Below are 14,066 nucleotides of genomic sequence, written 5' to 3'. Positions count from 1 at the left end.
CTGGTGGCTCCGGTGCTCGACCAGCCCGAAGCCTTCGCCCGCATCCGCCTGCTGCGCTCGCCCAACATCGGCCCGGTCAGCTATGCCCAGCTGCTGATGCGCTTTGGCAGCGCGCTCGCAGCGCTGGACGCGCTCCCCGAGCTCGGCAGGCGGGGTGGACGCGCCTACCGCGCTGCTCCCGCCGAGACCATCGAGCGCGAAATCGAGGCGGTGCGCCGCGCGGGCGCCAAATACCTGTTTCACGACCAGCCGGGCTATCCCGCGCTGCTCGGCCAGCTCGACAGCGCGCCGCCGATCCTGACCTGGCGCGGCGATCTGGCGCTGGCGGCGCAGCCCTGCGTCGCGATGGTCGGCGCGCGCAACGCCAGCGCCGCAGCGGTCAAGCTGGCGCGCGATTTCGCGTCGGCGCTGGCGGAGGCGGGCTTCACCGTGGTCTCGGGCCTGGCGCGCGGGATCGACGGCGCGGCACACGAGGGCGCCTTTCCACGCACCGTGGGCGTGATCGCCAGCGGGATCGACATCGCCTACCCGCCGCAGCACGCCGCTTTGCAGGAGCGGATCGCCAGCGAGGGACTGCTGTTCGCCGAACAGCCGCCCGGCACCGAGCCGCGCGGCAGCCATTTCCCCAGTCGCAACCGCATCATCGCCGGGCTTGCCGCGGGCACGCTCGTGGTCGAGGCGGCGGTGCGCTCGGGCAGCCTCATCACCGCGCGGCTGGCGGGCGAGGCGGGGCGCGAGGTGATGGCGATCCCCGGCAGCCCTCTCGAGCCTCGCAGCCATGGCGGCAACCACCTGATTCGCGAAGGCGCGGTGCTGGTGCAATCGCCCGAGGAGGTGGTGGAACTGCTCTCGGGCTTCGACGGCATCCCGCGCTCGACCTTCCGCGAGCCGGCCGGCGATTTCGATCACGCGCCGGAGGAATTGGCGAACGCCGAACCCGCCGATATCGCCGCCCTGCTTACCACCGCGCCCATCGCGGTAGACGAGCTGATCCGCCAATCAGGGGAGAGCGCCGCGGCGGTGCAATTGGCGCTGCTCGAGCTTGAGATCGCAGGGCGGCTGGAACGACATGCAGCGGGTAGGGTGAGTTTGTGCGGCTGAGTTGGACGAACTTCACGACGGGAGAGCGAATTGCTCTGGTGCTGCTTGGAATGGCGCTGGCCTGGTCCGGCTGGGTTGCGTGGCTGGACGCGATTGCGGAACCCGGAACCGTCCTGGGTGGTGTCTATATTGCGATGGTTTTCGTGGCCAGTGCGGTCGCCGAGTTCATAGGATTGATCGTAGCGGTTTCGATGGTGTTCATTGGCGGCGATAGCGATCATGGATAATTCCGAAGGATCGCCGATCGCTTTTTACCCTTGGCGACCTTCATGCTCCTCATGATCGTACTCCAAATGTCCGCTTGACGCCCGGCCGACCCTAACCCCACTTTCGCGCGTACGTACACGTACACACGTAAGGGACAGCTTTCACACTCATGCAACTCGTCATCGTCGAATCGCCCGCCAAGGCCAAAACCATCGAGAAATATCTCGGCAAGGACTTCAAGGTCCTGGCATCCTACGGTCATGTCCGCGACCTGCCGCCCAAGGATGGCAGCGTCCGTCCGGACGAGGATTTCGCGATGGACTGGGAGCTCTATCGCGACAAGCAGAGCCGCTTCAAGGAGATCAGCGACGCGGCCAAGAAGGCGACGCGGCTGGTGCTCGCGACCGACCCCGATCGCGAGGGCGAGGCGATTTCCTGGCATGTCCGCGAGCTGCTGGCCAAGCGCAAGGCGCTTCCCGACAAGGTCGACCGGGTCACCTTCAACGCCATCACAAAGGGCGCGGTGACCGAGGCGATGAAGGCTCCGCGCGAGCTCGATATGGACCTCATCGACGCCTATCTGGCGCGGCGCGCGCTCGACTATCTCTACGGTTTCACGCTCTCGCCGGTGCTGTGGCGCCGCCTGCCCGGCGCCAAGAGCGCTGGGCGCGTGCAATCGGTCGCGCTGCGGCTGATCTGCCAGCGCGAGCGCGAGATCGAGCTGTTCCGCGCCGACGAATACTGGTCGGTGATCGCCAAGCTCCAGCATGACGGCACCGAATTCGATGCCCGGCTGGTCAAATTCGACGGCAAGAAGCTGGAAAAGCTGACGCTGGGCGACGAGGCGGGCGCGATGGCGGCCAAGGCCGCGGTCGACGAGGGCCGATTCACGGTCGAGGAAATCGAGACCAAGCCGCTCAAGCGCAACCCGGCGCCGCCCTTTACCACCTCGACCCTCCAGCAGGAGGCCGCGCGAAAACTGGGCTTTTCCGCCAGCCACACGATGCGCTGCGCCCAGTCGCTCTACGAAGCGGGGGCTATCACCTATATGCGGACCGATGGCGTTCAGATGGACCCCGGCGCGATCGACGAGTGCCGCGCTGCCATCACCCAGCGCTATTCCGCCGATTATCGCCCGGAGAAGCCGCGCTTCTACGCCACCAAGGCCAAGAACGCGCAGGAAGCGCATGAGGCGATCCGCCCCACCGATTTCAGTAACGATCGCGCCGGATCGGGCGACGAGGGCAAGCTCTACGACCTCATCTTCAAGCGCGCGATGGCCAGCCAGATGGCGACCGCCCAGCTCGAGCGCACCAGCGTGACCCTGCGTGACCCGACCGGGCGGCACGAGTTGCGCGCGACGGGCCAGGTGGTCAAGTTTCCTGGCTTTCTCGCGGTCTATCAGGAAGGCTTCGACGACAAGGAAGGCGAGGAGGACGAAGGCCTGCTGCCGGTGATCCGCAAGGGCGATTCGCCCAAGAAGAACGCGGTCGATGCGAACCAGCATTTCACCCAGCCGCCGCCGCGTTTTTCGGAAGCCAGCCTGGTCAAACGGCTCGAGGAGCTGGGGATCGGGCGCCCCTCGACCTATGCCAGCACCATCCAGACTTTGCGCGATCGCGAATATGTCCGGATGGAAAAGAACCGCTTCTTCGCCGAGGAAAGCGGACGGCTGCTGACCGCCTTCCTCGAGCGTTTCTTCGAGCGCTATGTCGCCTATGATTTCACCGCCGGGATGGAGGACGAGCTCGACGAGGTTTCGGCCGGGCGGGAGGCGTGGAAGACCTTGCTCGCGCAGTTCTGGAAGGACTTCCAGCCCAAGACCGTGGAGGTCATGGATCGCAAGCCCTCCGAAGTCACCGAGGTGCTCGACGAATACCTATCCGACTATCTCTTCCCCGAACGCGCCGACGGCAAGGATGCGCGCTTTTGTCCGCTGTGCGACAAGGAAGGCCGAGAGGGCGGGCGCCTCGCGCTGCGCGGCGGGCGCTATGGTGCCTTCGTCGCCTGCGCCAATTATCCCGATTGCAAGTTCACCCGCCGCTTCGCCCAGCCGGGCGCCGATGGCGAGGAGGCGGCCGAGGACGCGGTGATGGGCGAGGACCCCGCTACCGGCCTCCCGGTCGAGCGCAAGACCGGGCGCTTCGGCCCCTATATCCAGCTCGGCGAGGGCAAGGAGGCCAAGCGCGCCAGCATCCCCAAGGATCTCGACGATTTCGATCTCGAATGGGCGCTGAAACTACTGGCGCTACCGCGGATCGTCGGGACGCATCCCGAGACCGGTCAGGAGATCGAGGCGGCGATCGGGCGCTACGGCCCGTATCTGCGCCACGACGGCAAATACGCCAAGCTGACCAGCACCCGCGATGTCTTCGACACCGGGATGAACACTGCGGTTTCGCTGCTGGCCGAAGCCGCCAATCGCAAGGGTGGGTCGCGCGGGAAGGCCGAGCCGATCAAGACGCTGGGCGTCCACCCGGTCAGCGGCGCGGAGATGAAGGTGATGCCCGGGCGCTACGGCCCCTATGTCACCGATGGCACCACCAATGCGACCATCCCCAAGGACGCCAAACCCGAGGATCTGACTGACGCCGAGGCCATCGCCCTGATCGATGCCCGCGTCGCCAAGGGCCCGGTCAAGAAGAAGCGCAAGGCCCCGGCCAAGAAGGCGGCACCCAAGAAGAAGCCCGCCGCCAAGAAGGCTCCGGTCAAGAAGAAGGCTCCCGCCAAGAAAGCAGTTGCCAAGAAGGTCACGGACTGATGGCGAAGGAACATTTCGAACGCCACAAGCAACCCTGGCGCGCCGACGAGGCGGGCATGCTGCGCACGCTTGCCGCCAAGGGCAAGGGCCTGCGCGAAATCGCGAAAGCGCTGGGCCGCAGCGAGGAATCGACCCGGGACTTCGCGAAGAAAAACGGGATCGAGATACTGAAAAAGCGGTGATGTGATGGCTCGCCTTATCGCATCGTGAGAGTCGCGGGCGGAATGCGGGTCACCGTGTTTGGGGAACAGGTGGAGGCCGAAATCGCCGACACCGCCAGCCCCATTCCTGTGTTCGGTGACGGCAGGCGCGCAGCGCACTCCGGATGTGCTTCTTCGCGCTGATCGCCGGAAACCGGGGAAGAGCCCAAGCTGTTCGCCGCCGCCGCCGCCGGTGCAAGGCCTTCTTCTTGTTGGCTGTTTCTCCTGCCCGCCATGGTCTGCATGGCTGAATGTCGATCGCGAGGTCCGACCCCGGAAAGCTGGCAGGTCCGCTCCGCATCTGGTGGAACGGCACCGCTCCTACCTCGTTAGCACTCCATGCAGCAAAGCCTTGAGAACCGAACGACCCTTGAGAATGGCCACGCGTCCGTCGATCATCCGGACTCGCCAGCCGCAATCACCGAGCCATGGGATACGGTCGTTCAGCCCGGCCCGGTCATGGTCACGGCCATTCACGCGGGCCACACCATTCGCAATTCTCTGCGCCCATGGCTGGAGATCGAAGATCAGGCGCGGCTTCGTGAAGAAGATCCGCTCACCGACTTCTTCCTTCCGTCCGGGGACACGATCGTTCGAGCCAATCGCTCACGCTTCGAATTCGATCTCAATCGCCCTGCCAGAAAGGCAGTGACAGTCGATCCCGAGGACACTTGGGGGCTCAGGATATGGAGCCCCGATCTGCCCCGAGATGAGATCGAGACTTCTCTCGATCTTCATCGCCGGTTCTACGCCCTGATGGCTGAGCGGGTGGAAGCGATGATCGCCGAACATGGTCAGATCCTGGTTCTGGACATCCACAGCTACAACCACCGTCGCAACGGGGCGGATGGTGCGGCGGATCCGCAGGCCGAGAGCCCGGACATCGACCTTGGCGCCACCACGCTGAACGAGGCCATATATGGCGACCTCCTCGAGGAATTTGCGCAAGGACTGCGCTCGCGTCCGGTGCGGGGGCAATCGCCCGATGTGCGGGTGAACGTGCGCTGGGAAGATGGGGGTCACTTCCCCGAATGGCTGCACACGACCTACGGCGACGCTGCCTGCGTCATCACTCTGGAATACAAGAAGATATTCATGGATGAGTGGGGGCACCATGCAGACATTTTGGCGCTGCAGGACCTGCGCGAAGGATTTCTCGCCGGGCTGGCGAATGCGCGGAAATGGCTGGCAGCGTCGCGGGGGCAAGGATGATGGGAACGCGAGAAGCCGACACGCAGCCGGCCCCCACCCACCGCCTGTGTTCCGCAGCTCTCGAAGTCGACCGAGCGCTCGCGAGGATGGACGAAAAGGTCGACTGGCTGACGCGGCTCACGCCAGTCAACATCACCGAAATCTGGGAGGGCTTTCGCGATTCCAACTATCGCTCCATGCCCGACAGTCGCTTCAGCGAGGGTCTGGAGAACGATGCCCCGGTCCTTCGCAGCGAACTGTTCGACCTGCCGGTTCGCGAGATAGAGAACCATCTGCTGCAAGCCTTGATGCTGGAAAAGCAGCGCGAGATCGACCAGCAGATCGAACTGGTGCGGATGCGGGGAAAAGCCGGCTTCATCCTGGCGAGCATCGACCTTTTCGGTCACGTCAGCGAACAGCTACTGCAGGACGCACGCGACCTTCTTGAAGCGGTTCCGGTGGTCGCCCCCGATCCGGATGATGTCGGTGCCGCTGAAATCTGCGAGGCCGCGCGCATTGAGGTGGCGAAGTATCGCAAACGTCACCCGGACTTTCAATGCGAGGTGGTCGTTGATCCCACCCCGGGGACATCGCTTTACGTCTCGCAGGGCGATTTTCATGTCGCCCATGATTTTCGCACCTCGCGTTCGCGGGTCGACCCCCTGATACAGCACGAGATCGGCACCCATGCGGTGACCCGGCACAATGGTCTGCGTCAGCCATTGCACACTCTGGCCGGTGGTCTTGCCGATTACGACGAACTTCAGGAAGGCGTGGCGGTGCTGGCCGAATATCTGGCCGGCTATCTGCCGGCGCAGCGATTGCGGACTCTGGCCGCACGGGTGGTCGCGGCTCATATGGCGGTCGAAGAGCGAGCGGGGCCGGAAATATATGCCTGCCTCGTCGATGAGTGTCGCATCGACTCCAAAACGGCGTTCAATACCGCATTGCGCGCCAAGCGAGGCGGCGGGCTGACCAAGGATGCGCTCTATCTCAAGGGGTTGGCGGAGCTGCTGGCCTACCTGCGCGGCGGTGGGGCATTCGAGATTCTCTTTCTGGGCAAGTTCGCGCTCAAGCATCTGCACAGCCTGGAAACCCTGATCGACGACGGCATCTTGCATCAGCCCGAAATCCTGCCGCCCTATCTCGACGACCCATCTGCAATGGGCCGGCTAGCCAAGGCTCGCCAGGTACCCCTTTCGCAATTCTATCAGGAACGCGCTCCATCATGACCGACGTCAAGAACAAGAAAAAGAGCAAACCCAAGTCCAAGCCGCGAGGCGAGGCCGGAAACGGAGCCATCAAGATCGCCTTCGTGGTCAACTCGGTTGCCACAGAGCAAGATAATTACACCACCATTCGGCTCGCCCGCAAAGCCGTGGCGCGGGGGCACGAAGTCGCGTTGATCGGGCTTGGCGACTTTATCTACGACTGGCAGGACGGCATCTGCGCGATGGCGACGGTGAGCAAGATCGCCGAGTTCAAGGACGACACCACCTATCTTGCCCATCTCCAGGATTCGGGCATGGAGCGGGCGCGCATCAACTTGTCGGAATACGACATCCTCATGTTGCGTAGCGACCCGGCGACGGAATTGACCACACGCAACTGGGCTCCGTCCTCCGGTCTGCTGTTCGCGCAGCTCGCGTCCTTGGACAGTACGATCGTCTTGAACGATCCCAACCAACTGACCGATGCGGTCAACAAGACCTATTTCCAGGGCTTTCCCGAGACGGTCCGGCCCGCGACCAGCATCACGCGCGAACCCGATGAGATCAGCCGCTTCCTCGATGCGCACGGTGGCATGGGCGTGATCAAACCCTTGCAAGGTTCAGGCGGACAGGGCGTGTTCCTGATCGATGAGGGCAATCGCCAGAACCTCAATCAGATCGTCGAGGCGGTGATCCGCGATGGCTACGCCATCGTTCAGGAATATCTGCCCGCCGCCAAGAAGGGCGATCTGCGGATGATTACCCTCAATGGCCGCCCGCTCAAGGTGGCCGATACCTACGCATGTATCCACCGGTTCAGCCAGACCGAGGATCATCGCTCCAATATCTCCGCCGGTGGAGGTGTGGAGATGGCGGAACCCGACGAGGTCGCGTTGCGGATCGCGGAAATAGTCGGTCCCAAACTGATCGACGATGGCATGTATCTGACCGGGCTCGACATAGCGGGCGACAAGATGATGGAGGTCAATGTCGACACTCCAGGCGGCCTTAATTTCATGGAGGATCTGAGCGGGGTCGATTTCAGCGGTGCGATCCTGGACGATCTCGAGCGCAAGGTCCGGTTGCAGCGGCAATATGGTGGCACACTTACCAACCGCCAGCTGGCGGTGATCTAAGGCCGCGTCCTGCCAACCCTTTTGGCCTGCATCCTTTGCGATCAGGCAGAATATAACGTTGCGCAATTGCGCTCAGCGGAGGCGAGAGTAACGCGAGAGAATGGCGCAAGATGACAATCCCGACGATCAAAGCGATTCCGAGAAGAACACGGAATGGGCCGAGTTTCGCACAGATCTGGCCGAGGACCGCACGATCCAGGCTACGGAACGTACCTTCGCGGGCTGGTTGCGCACCGCTTTTGCAGCGATCGGCGTCGGGATCGCCTTTCACGTCGTGTTCGGCGAATTCCAGCCGCCCTGGCTCGCGCAAGCGATCGCATCGCTGTTTATCGTGCTGGGCATGACGGTCGCTTTTACCGCACAAAGAAGAGCCGCCCAGAGCTTCTCTCGGCTTTCCACCCACGAGATCGACAGGCCTCGAACACCAAATATTCGCTGGATGAGCTGGTCGATAATTGTTGGTGGACTGGCGCTCATCGCAGGGATCTGGATACTCAACGACGGGTCGATCGGGCCAAACGGCTAACCGCTGATAAGTGGCTCGGAGGTACCAAGCTGGTCGCAGCCATGAAGAATAGGTTCTGAAATCATGGTGCTAAAAGGGATCCCCAAAATTGCCCCGTTCTGATCGAAGACTGCTTCACTAGGAGCAGTCATGGGTCGCGGGGATTTGTCGACCTCGTCGCTACACGCATACGCTAGGCCGCAAACGGTTGCCGTCTGGCAAACAACGCGACCGGCGAAACCGGTAAATCGCGCCGGGACGCCTGGTGTTCGGGATTGAAGTCTCTGAAAGATCCTTCCGTTCCCCTCGGCTGTGATACAGCTCGTCGGTACAGTGACTGGGCGAAAAGCCGGTCGCCGACAATAGGACTCAGTTCAATTTCAATGACTTGTTGGGGGTGTTGGCTGGGGTGGCAGGGATCGAACCTGCGAATGCCGATACCAAAAACCGGTGCCTTACCACTTGGCTACACCCCAGCAAGAACGCGCCCATATAACGGCTTGCGCGGCGATGAAAAGGGCTGTCGACCGGCGCGTGCCTGAATGAACGGGGAGAGCGGGCGCGACATTGCGTAGCGTCCGCTCTCCCGGCCAGTTCGCGCTAGAGCGCCTTGCCCTCGAAATCCTTGGCCGAATGGCGCTCGCGCAATTGCTCGTCTTCTTCGCCCCAGGTCTTGTTGACGATCCTGCCGCGCTTGACAGCGGGGCGTTCGGCGATGGCTTTCACCCAGCGCTCGACATGCTCGTATTCGTGAATCGACAGGAATTTGCGCGCTTCGCCGTAAATTCCACCGAAGACGAAAGGGGCGATCCAGGGGAAGGCCGCGATATCGGCGACGGTGTAGTCCTCGCCGCCCAGATACCGAGATTGCGCCAGCCTCTTGTCCGCGACGTCGAACAGGCGCTTGGTTTCCATGGCATAGCGATTGATCGGATATTCGAATTTCTCCGGCGCATAGGCATAGAAATGACCGAAGCCACCACCGATGAAGGGGGCGCTGCCGACCTGCCAGAACAGCCAGCTCAATACCTCTGCGCGGGTATGATCGGTGGGCAGGAAAGCGCCGAATTTCTCGGCCAAATGCATCAGGATCGCGCCGCTCTCGAACACCCGGACCGGTTGCGGACCGCTGCGGTCGAGCAGCGTGGGGATCTTGGAATTGGGATTGAGATCGACGAAGCCCGAACGGAACTGCGCGCCGTCGCCGATATCGATCGTCCAGGCGTCGTATTCGGCGCCCGAATGCCCTGCCTCGATCAGTTCCTCGAGCATGATCGTCGCCTTCACCCCATTGGGTGTCGCCAGCGAATAGAGCTGGAAATCGTGCTGGCCGAGCGGAAGCTCTTTTTCCTCGCGCGCACCCGAGGTCGGCCGGTTGATGCTGGCGAACTTGCCGCCATTCTCGGCATCGTGCGACCAGATTTCGGGCGGAGTGTAGGTGGCGTCGGGCAATGCTTGTCTCCTGGCTTGTGTGCGGCGGTAGGTGGGGCGCGCAGGAGCGGCAGGCAAGCGGAACCCGATCGCCGTCGGGCGGTTTGGCCTTCACCATGACGAAGCTCATCTATGTCGACGACGATCTCCCCGGGATTAGCCGCAAGCGCGCGGGGCGCGGCTGGGCCTATTACGATCCCGAAGCCAGGTTGATTGCCGACCGCCCGGAAAAGCGGCGCCTGAACGCGATAGCGCTGCCACCGGCCTATATCGATGCATGGTTCTGCCCGGCGCCCAACGGCCACATCCTCGCCACCGGTTATGATGCCAAGGGTCGTAAGCAATATCGCTACCACCCGGATTTTCGCGCCCGGCAGGAGAGCGAGAAATACGACGGCTGCATCACCTTCGGCAATCTGCTCCCGCTCGTTCGCCGCCGGGTGGAGGAGGACCTGCGCACTCGCACGCTGACCCGCGAGCGCGCTGTGGCAAGCGTGGTGCGGCTGCTCGATCTGGGAGCGGTGCGGATCGGCAACGAGGGATACGCGGCGCGCAACAAGAGCTACGGAGCGACGACCTTGCGCCAGCGTCATGCCGAGGTCACCGGCCATACGCTGCGGCTGCGGTTCAAGGGCAAGGGCGGGAAGCTGCGCGAGATGACGGTGACCGACAGCAGTCTGGCACGGGTTGTCCGCAAGATGCAGGATCTGCCCGGGCAGCACGTCTTTCAATATATCGACGACGAGGGCGATCATCACCCGGTCGGGTCTTCCGACGTCAACACCTATCTGCGCGAGACGATGGGTGAGGATTTCACTGCCAAGAATTTCCGCACCTGGCATGCCAGCGTGCTCGCTTTCAGCCTGCTGGCTGGCAGCGAGGAGGTCCTGACCATCAAGGCCGTGCTGGAGGAAGTTGCCGCGCATCTCGGCAACACTCCGGCAGTGACGCGCAAAAGCTACGTCCACCCCGCAGTCATCGATTTGATCGGCAAGCAGGTGGAGTGGCGCGCGAACCTGAGCTTGCCGCGGAGCACCAAATGGCTGAGTCGCGAAGAGCGTGGCTTGCTTGCGCTCCTGCAAGACGGGCCGCGCGCGGCCGAACTGCTCGCCGCCTGAACCGCAGTCTGGTCGATTGCGCGGCGGGGTGTCTGCCGATACGGATGTCGGCATGACCCGGACCCATCGCTTTTTCGACATGCACACCCACGGATTCGTGCGTGTCGCGACCAGCACTCCCAAGGTGCGCACCGCCGATGTCGCCTACAATGCCGATGGCATCATCGGCGAGGCTCGCAAGGCCGCTGGGCAGCATGTCGATGTGCTGGTCTATCCTGAATTGTGCCTGTCCGCCTATGCGAACGACGATCTGCATCTGCAGGTGGCCCTGCTCGACGCCGTGGAGGTCCATCTGGAGCGGATCGTCGAGGCGAGCCGCGACTTTCCCACCGTGCTTGCGATAGGCGCGCCGCTGCGGCGAAACGGGCGGATCTACAATTGCGCCATCGCCATCGCCCGCGGGACGATCCTGGGAATCATACCCAAGAGCTATCTGCCCAATTACCGCGAGTATTACGAGAAACGCTGGTTCGCGCATGGGCGCGACTGCGTCGATCTCGCCTTCCCGATCAACGGCGTGGAAGTGCCGTTCGGCATCGACCTGATTTTCGCGCATGAGAGCATCCCGGGCTTTACCTTCGGGATGGAGATCTGCGAGGATTTCTGGAGCCCGGTGCAGCCGGGGACGCAGGCGGCGCTCGCCGGCGCAACCATCCTTCTCAACCTCTCTGCCTCCAACATTACTATCGGCAAGTCGGACGAGCGCCATATGCTCAGCCGCGCGAGCTCCGCGCGTTCGGTCTGCGCCTATGCCTATTCGGCCAGCGGCCACGGCGAGAGCACCACCGATCTCGCCTGGGACGGGCAGGGGATGATCTACGAGCTGGGCGATCTGCTGGTCGAGAGCGTGCGCTTCGACCGCGAGCCCGAACTGTGCATCGCGGACATCGACTGCCAGCGCATTCTCAACGACCGGATGCGGATGCAGACCTTCAACGACGCGGCCGAGGCTTCCGGGCGACCCGAGGATCGCTTCCGCACGGTCGTGTTCGATCACGAACCCACGGGCGGTGATGTCGGTCTCAATCGCCCGGTCCGGCGCTTTCCCTTCGTCCCCAACCGCCAGCACAAGCTCGACGAAGATTGCTACGAGGCGTTCAACATCCAGGTCGCCGCGCTGATCCGCCGGATCGAGGCGACCAACCCGCAATCGCTCGTGATCGGCGTGTCGGGCGGTCTCGACAGCACCCACGCGCTGATAGTCGCGGCGAAGGCCTGCGACAGTCTGGGCCTGCCGCGCTCGACCATTCGCGGCTATACGCTGCCCGGCTTCGGAACTTCGGACACCACCAAGTCCAACGCCTGGAAGCTGATGGACGCCTTGCAGATCACCGCCGAGGAAATCGACATCAAGCCCACCGCGCGGCTGATGCTCGAGAACATCGGCCATGCATTTGCCGATGGCGAACCGCTCCACGATGTGACCTTCGAGAATGTGCAGGCGGGGCTGCGGACCGATTACCTGTTCCGGCTGGCGGGGCAGCATGGTGGGTGGGTGATCGGCACCGGCGATCTCAGCGAGCTGGCGCTTGGCTGGTGCACCTATGGCGTGGGCGACCAGATGAGCCATTACAACGTCAATTCCGGCGTCCCCAAGACCCTGATCCAGTACCTGATCCGCTGGACCACCACCACCCACCAGTTCGACGAGACCTGCGATGCGGTGCTGCTGGATATCCTCAATACCGATATCTCGCCCGAACTGGTACCTGCCGGCGAGGATGGGGCGATCCAGAACACCGAAGACACCATTGGACCGTTCGAGCTCAATGATTTCTTCCTCCACCATATCGCGCGCTGGGGGCAAAAGCCCAGCCATGTCGCTTTTCTCGCGTGGCACGCCTGGAAGGACGCGCAGCAAGGGGACTGGCCCGAGCACTTCCACGACGAGCGCAAGAACGAGTATGATCTTGTAACTATCGCCGGCTGGCTGGAGAAATTCCTTCAGCGCTTTTTCCAGTTCAGCCAGTTCAAGCGCAGCGCCATGCCCAATGGGCCCAAGGTCAGCGCCGGCGGTGCGCTGAGCCCGCGCGGGGACTGGCGCGCGCCGAGCGATGCGGTTGCGGATCTGTGGCTCGCCGAATTGCGGGATAATCTGCCGAGCTAGGAAACTTGCGGAGCGTGCGACCGTTGAAGGGATCAAGCAAGGATGTCTTCCCAAATGACTGCGCGTATCAATGCCATCGCTACAGCCGTGCCCGATTGCGACTTCGAGCAGGACTATCGCCATTGGGCGATGCGCCAGCTCGAGGGACGCCGCGAGGCAAAGCTCTACGCGCGGATGGCGGAACGCTCGGGGATCGAGCATCGCTGGTCGGTACTCGACGAAGAGGACGCCAAGCTCGACGAGGGCGCAGGGTTCTATGCTGCCGAACCACCGAGCACAGCAGAGCGGATGGCGATCTATGCCAAAGAGGCTCCCGAGCTGGCCTTGCCTGCGATCGGAAAGCTCGGAGAGCTCGGCACGATTACGCATATCGTCGTGGCAAGCTGCACCGGCTTCGTGGCGCCGGGCATCGACCAGATCATCGCGCGGCGGCTGGGGCTCGCGGGCTCGGTCGAGCGGGTGCTGGTGGGGTTCATGGGCTGTTATGCCGCGGTCACCGCACTGCGGACCGCGCGCCATATCGTCCGCAGCGAACCGGGCGCGCGAGTGCTGGTGGTGACGGTCGAGCTTTCCAGCCTCCACCACCAGGACCATGACGAGATCGAACCGCTGCTTGCGGGCGCGCAGTTCGGCGACGGCGCCGCGGCGGCGATCGTCAGCGGCGAGGGTCCGGGGCTGGAACTGGGCGAAGGCCTTTCGGCCACGCTGGAAGACAGCGACGGGCTGATCACCTGGCATATCGGCGACACTGGCTTCCACATGCATCTTTCGGGCGAGGTCCCCGGCAGGATCCGCGACGCCTTGACGAGCCCTGAGGTCCGCGCGCGGATCGCGGGGGACGAATTGCCCGAGGCCTTCGCGGTCCACGCTGGCGGGCGCTCGATCCTCGACGCTGTCGAGAGCGGGCTTGGACTTGCGCCGACTGCTCTGGATCATTCGCGCGCGGTGCTGCGCGATTTCGGCAATATGTCTTCTTCGACGCTGATGTTCGTGCTCGAGCGGACGCTGCGCGATAAGCCGCGCGACGGGGTGGCGCTGGCCTTCGGCCCGGGGCTGGCGATGGAAGGGTTCCGCTTCGGCTGGAGCGATTGATTGCGA

Annotated in this window: 13 protein-coding genes and 1 tRNA gene; 11 read left to right on the top strand and 3 right to left on the bottom strand. The window is 63.4% G+C overall.

Translation table 11 applies throughout. The features are described 5' to 3' along the window. From dprA to A9995_RS02960, 4 genes are all read left to right on the top strand, one after another. Positions 1 to 1,101, top strand: coding sequence for a DNA-processing protein DprA (dprA, locus tag A9995_RS02970; RefSeq protein ID WP_369815801.1), 1,101 nt, complete (start codon positions 1 to 3; stop codon positions 1,099 to 1,101). After that, complete coding sequence (locus A9995_RS16945) at positions 1,092 to 1,328, top strand: hypothetical protein (RefSeq protein WP_168157314.1); 237 nt, start codon at positions 1,092 to 1,094, stop codon at positions 1,326 to 1,328. The genes dprA and A9995_RS16945 overlap by 10 nt, the downstream gene beginning before the upstream one ends. A 149-nt stretch (positions 1,329 to 1,477) precedes the next feature. Next, positions 1,478 to 4,069 (top strand): type I DNA topoisomerase, encoded by a 2,592-nt coding sequence (topA, locus tag A9995_RS02965; RefSeq protein ID WP_067608895.1) that lies wholly within the window; start codon positions 1,478 to 1,480, stop codon positions 4,067 to 4,069. Further along, a complete protein-coding gene (locus A9995_RS02960; protein ID WP_067608889.1) occupies positions 4,069 to 4,251 on the top strand; it encodes a hypothetical protein in 183 nt (60 codons plus the stop codon). The genes topA and A9995_RS02960 overlap by 1 nt, the downstream gene beginning before the upstream one ends. 14 nt (positions 4,252 to 4,265) lie before the next feature. Here A9995_RS02960 and A9995_RS16485 read toward each other — a convergent pair whose 3' ends face one another. Further along, positions 4,266 to 4,514 (bottom strand): hypothetical protein, encoded by a 249-nt coding sequence (locus A9995_RS16485; protein ID WP_145916769.1) that lies wholly within the window; start codon positions 4,512 to 4,514, stop codon positions 4,266 to 4,268. A 94-nt stretch (positions 4,515 to 4,608) separates the two neighbouring features. On the opposite strand from A9995_RS16485, the gene A9995_RS02955 reads away from it, so the two are divergent. From A9995_RS02955 to A9995_RS02940, 4 genes are all read left to right on the top strand, one after another. After that, positions 4,609 to 5,481 (top strand): N-formylglutamate amidohydrolase, encoded by an 873-nt coding sequence (locus A9995_RS02955; RefSeq protein ID WP_082992427.1) that lies wholly within the window; start codon positions 4,609 to 4,611, stop codon positions 5,479 to 5,481. A gap of 86 nt (positions 5,482 to 5,567) precedes the next feature. Further along, a complete protein-coding gene (locus A9995_RS02950) occupies positions 5,568 to 6,692 on the top strand; it encodes a tyrosine/phenylalanine carboxypeptidase domain-containing protein (RefSeq protein ID WP_168157313.1) in 1,125 nt (374 codons plus the stop codon). Further along, positions 6,689 to 7,807 (top strand): glutathione synthase, encoded by a 1,119-nt coding sequence (locus A9995_RS02945; RefSeq protein ID WP_233998056.1) that lies wholly within the window; start codon positions 6,689 to 6,691, stop codon positions 7,805 to 7,807. Before A9995_RS02950 ends, A9995_RS02945 begins: the two co-directional genes overlap by 4 nt. A 100-nt stretch (positions 7,808 to 7,907) precedes the next feature. Continuing rightward, on the top strand, positions 7,908 to 8,333 hold the full coding sequence (locus tag A9995_RS02940) for a YidH family protein (protein WP_067608880.1): 426 nt from the start codon (positions 7,908 to 7,910) through the stop codon (positions 8,331 to 8,333). A gap of 380 nt (positions 8,334 to 8,713) precedes the next feature. Here A9995_RS02940 and A9995_RS02935 read toward each other — a convergent pair. Further along, positions 8,714 to 8,788: transfer RNA gene (locus A9995_RS02935), tRNA-Gln, on the bottom strand. A gap of 124 nt (positions 8,789 to 8,912) precedes the next feature. Next, positions 8,913 to 9,764, bottom strand: a complete 852-nt coding sequence (yghU, locus tag A9995_RS02930) for a glutathione-dependent disulfide-bond oxidoreductase (protein ID WP_067608878.1) — start codon at positions 9,762 to 9,764, stop codon at positions 8,913 to 8,915. A gap of 95 nt (positions 9,765 to 9,859) precedes the next feature. On the opposite strand from yghU, the gene A9995_RS02925 reads away from it, so the two are divergent. The 3 genes from A9995_RS02925 to A9995_RS02915 are packed head-to-tail and all read left to right on the top strand — an operon-like array spanning position 9,860 to position 14,060. Next, the gene (locus tag A9995_RS02925) at positions 9,860 to 10,861 is read left to right on the top strand and encodes a DNA topoisomerase IB (RefSeq protein ID WP_067608876.1); all 1,002 of its coding nucleotides are present in this window, start codon (positions 9,860 to 9,862) and stop codon (positions 10,859 to 10,861) included. 52 nt (positions 10,862 to 10,913) lie between these two features. Further along, a complete protein-coding gene (locus A9995_RS02920) occupies positions 10,914 to 12,968 on the top strand; it encodes an NAD(+) synthase (RefSeq protein WP_067608873.1) in 2,055 nt (684 codons plus the stop codon). A 54-nt stretch (positions 12,969 to 13,022) separates the two neighbouring features. Beyond that, positions 13,023 to 14,060: a type III polyketide synthase gene (locus A9995_RS02915; protein ID WP_067608871.1), complete on the top strand. Its 1,038-nt coding sequence runs from the start codon at positions 13,023 to 13,025 to the stop codon at positions 14,058 to 14,060. Positions 14,061 to 14,066 lie beyond the last annotated feature (6 nt).

The sequence above is a fragment of the Erythrobacter sp. QSSC1-22B genome, from assembly GCF_001678665.1.
Classification (GTDB): domain Bacteria; phylum Pseudomonadota; class Alphaproteobacteria; order Sphingomonadales; family Sphingomonadaceae; genus Qipengyuania.
This window is presented reverse-complemented; position numbering and strand designations above follow the sequence as displayed.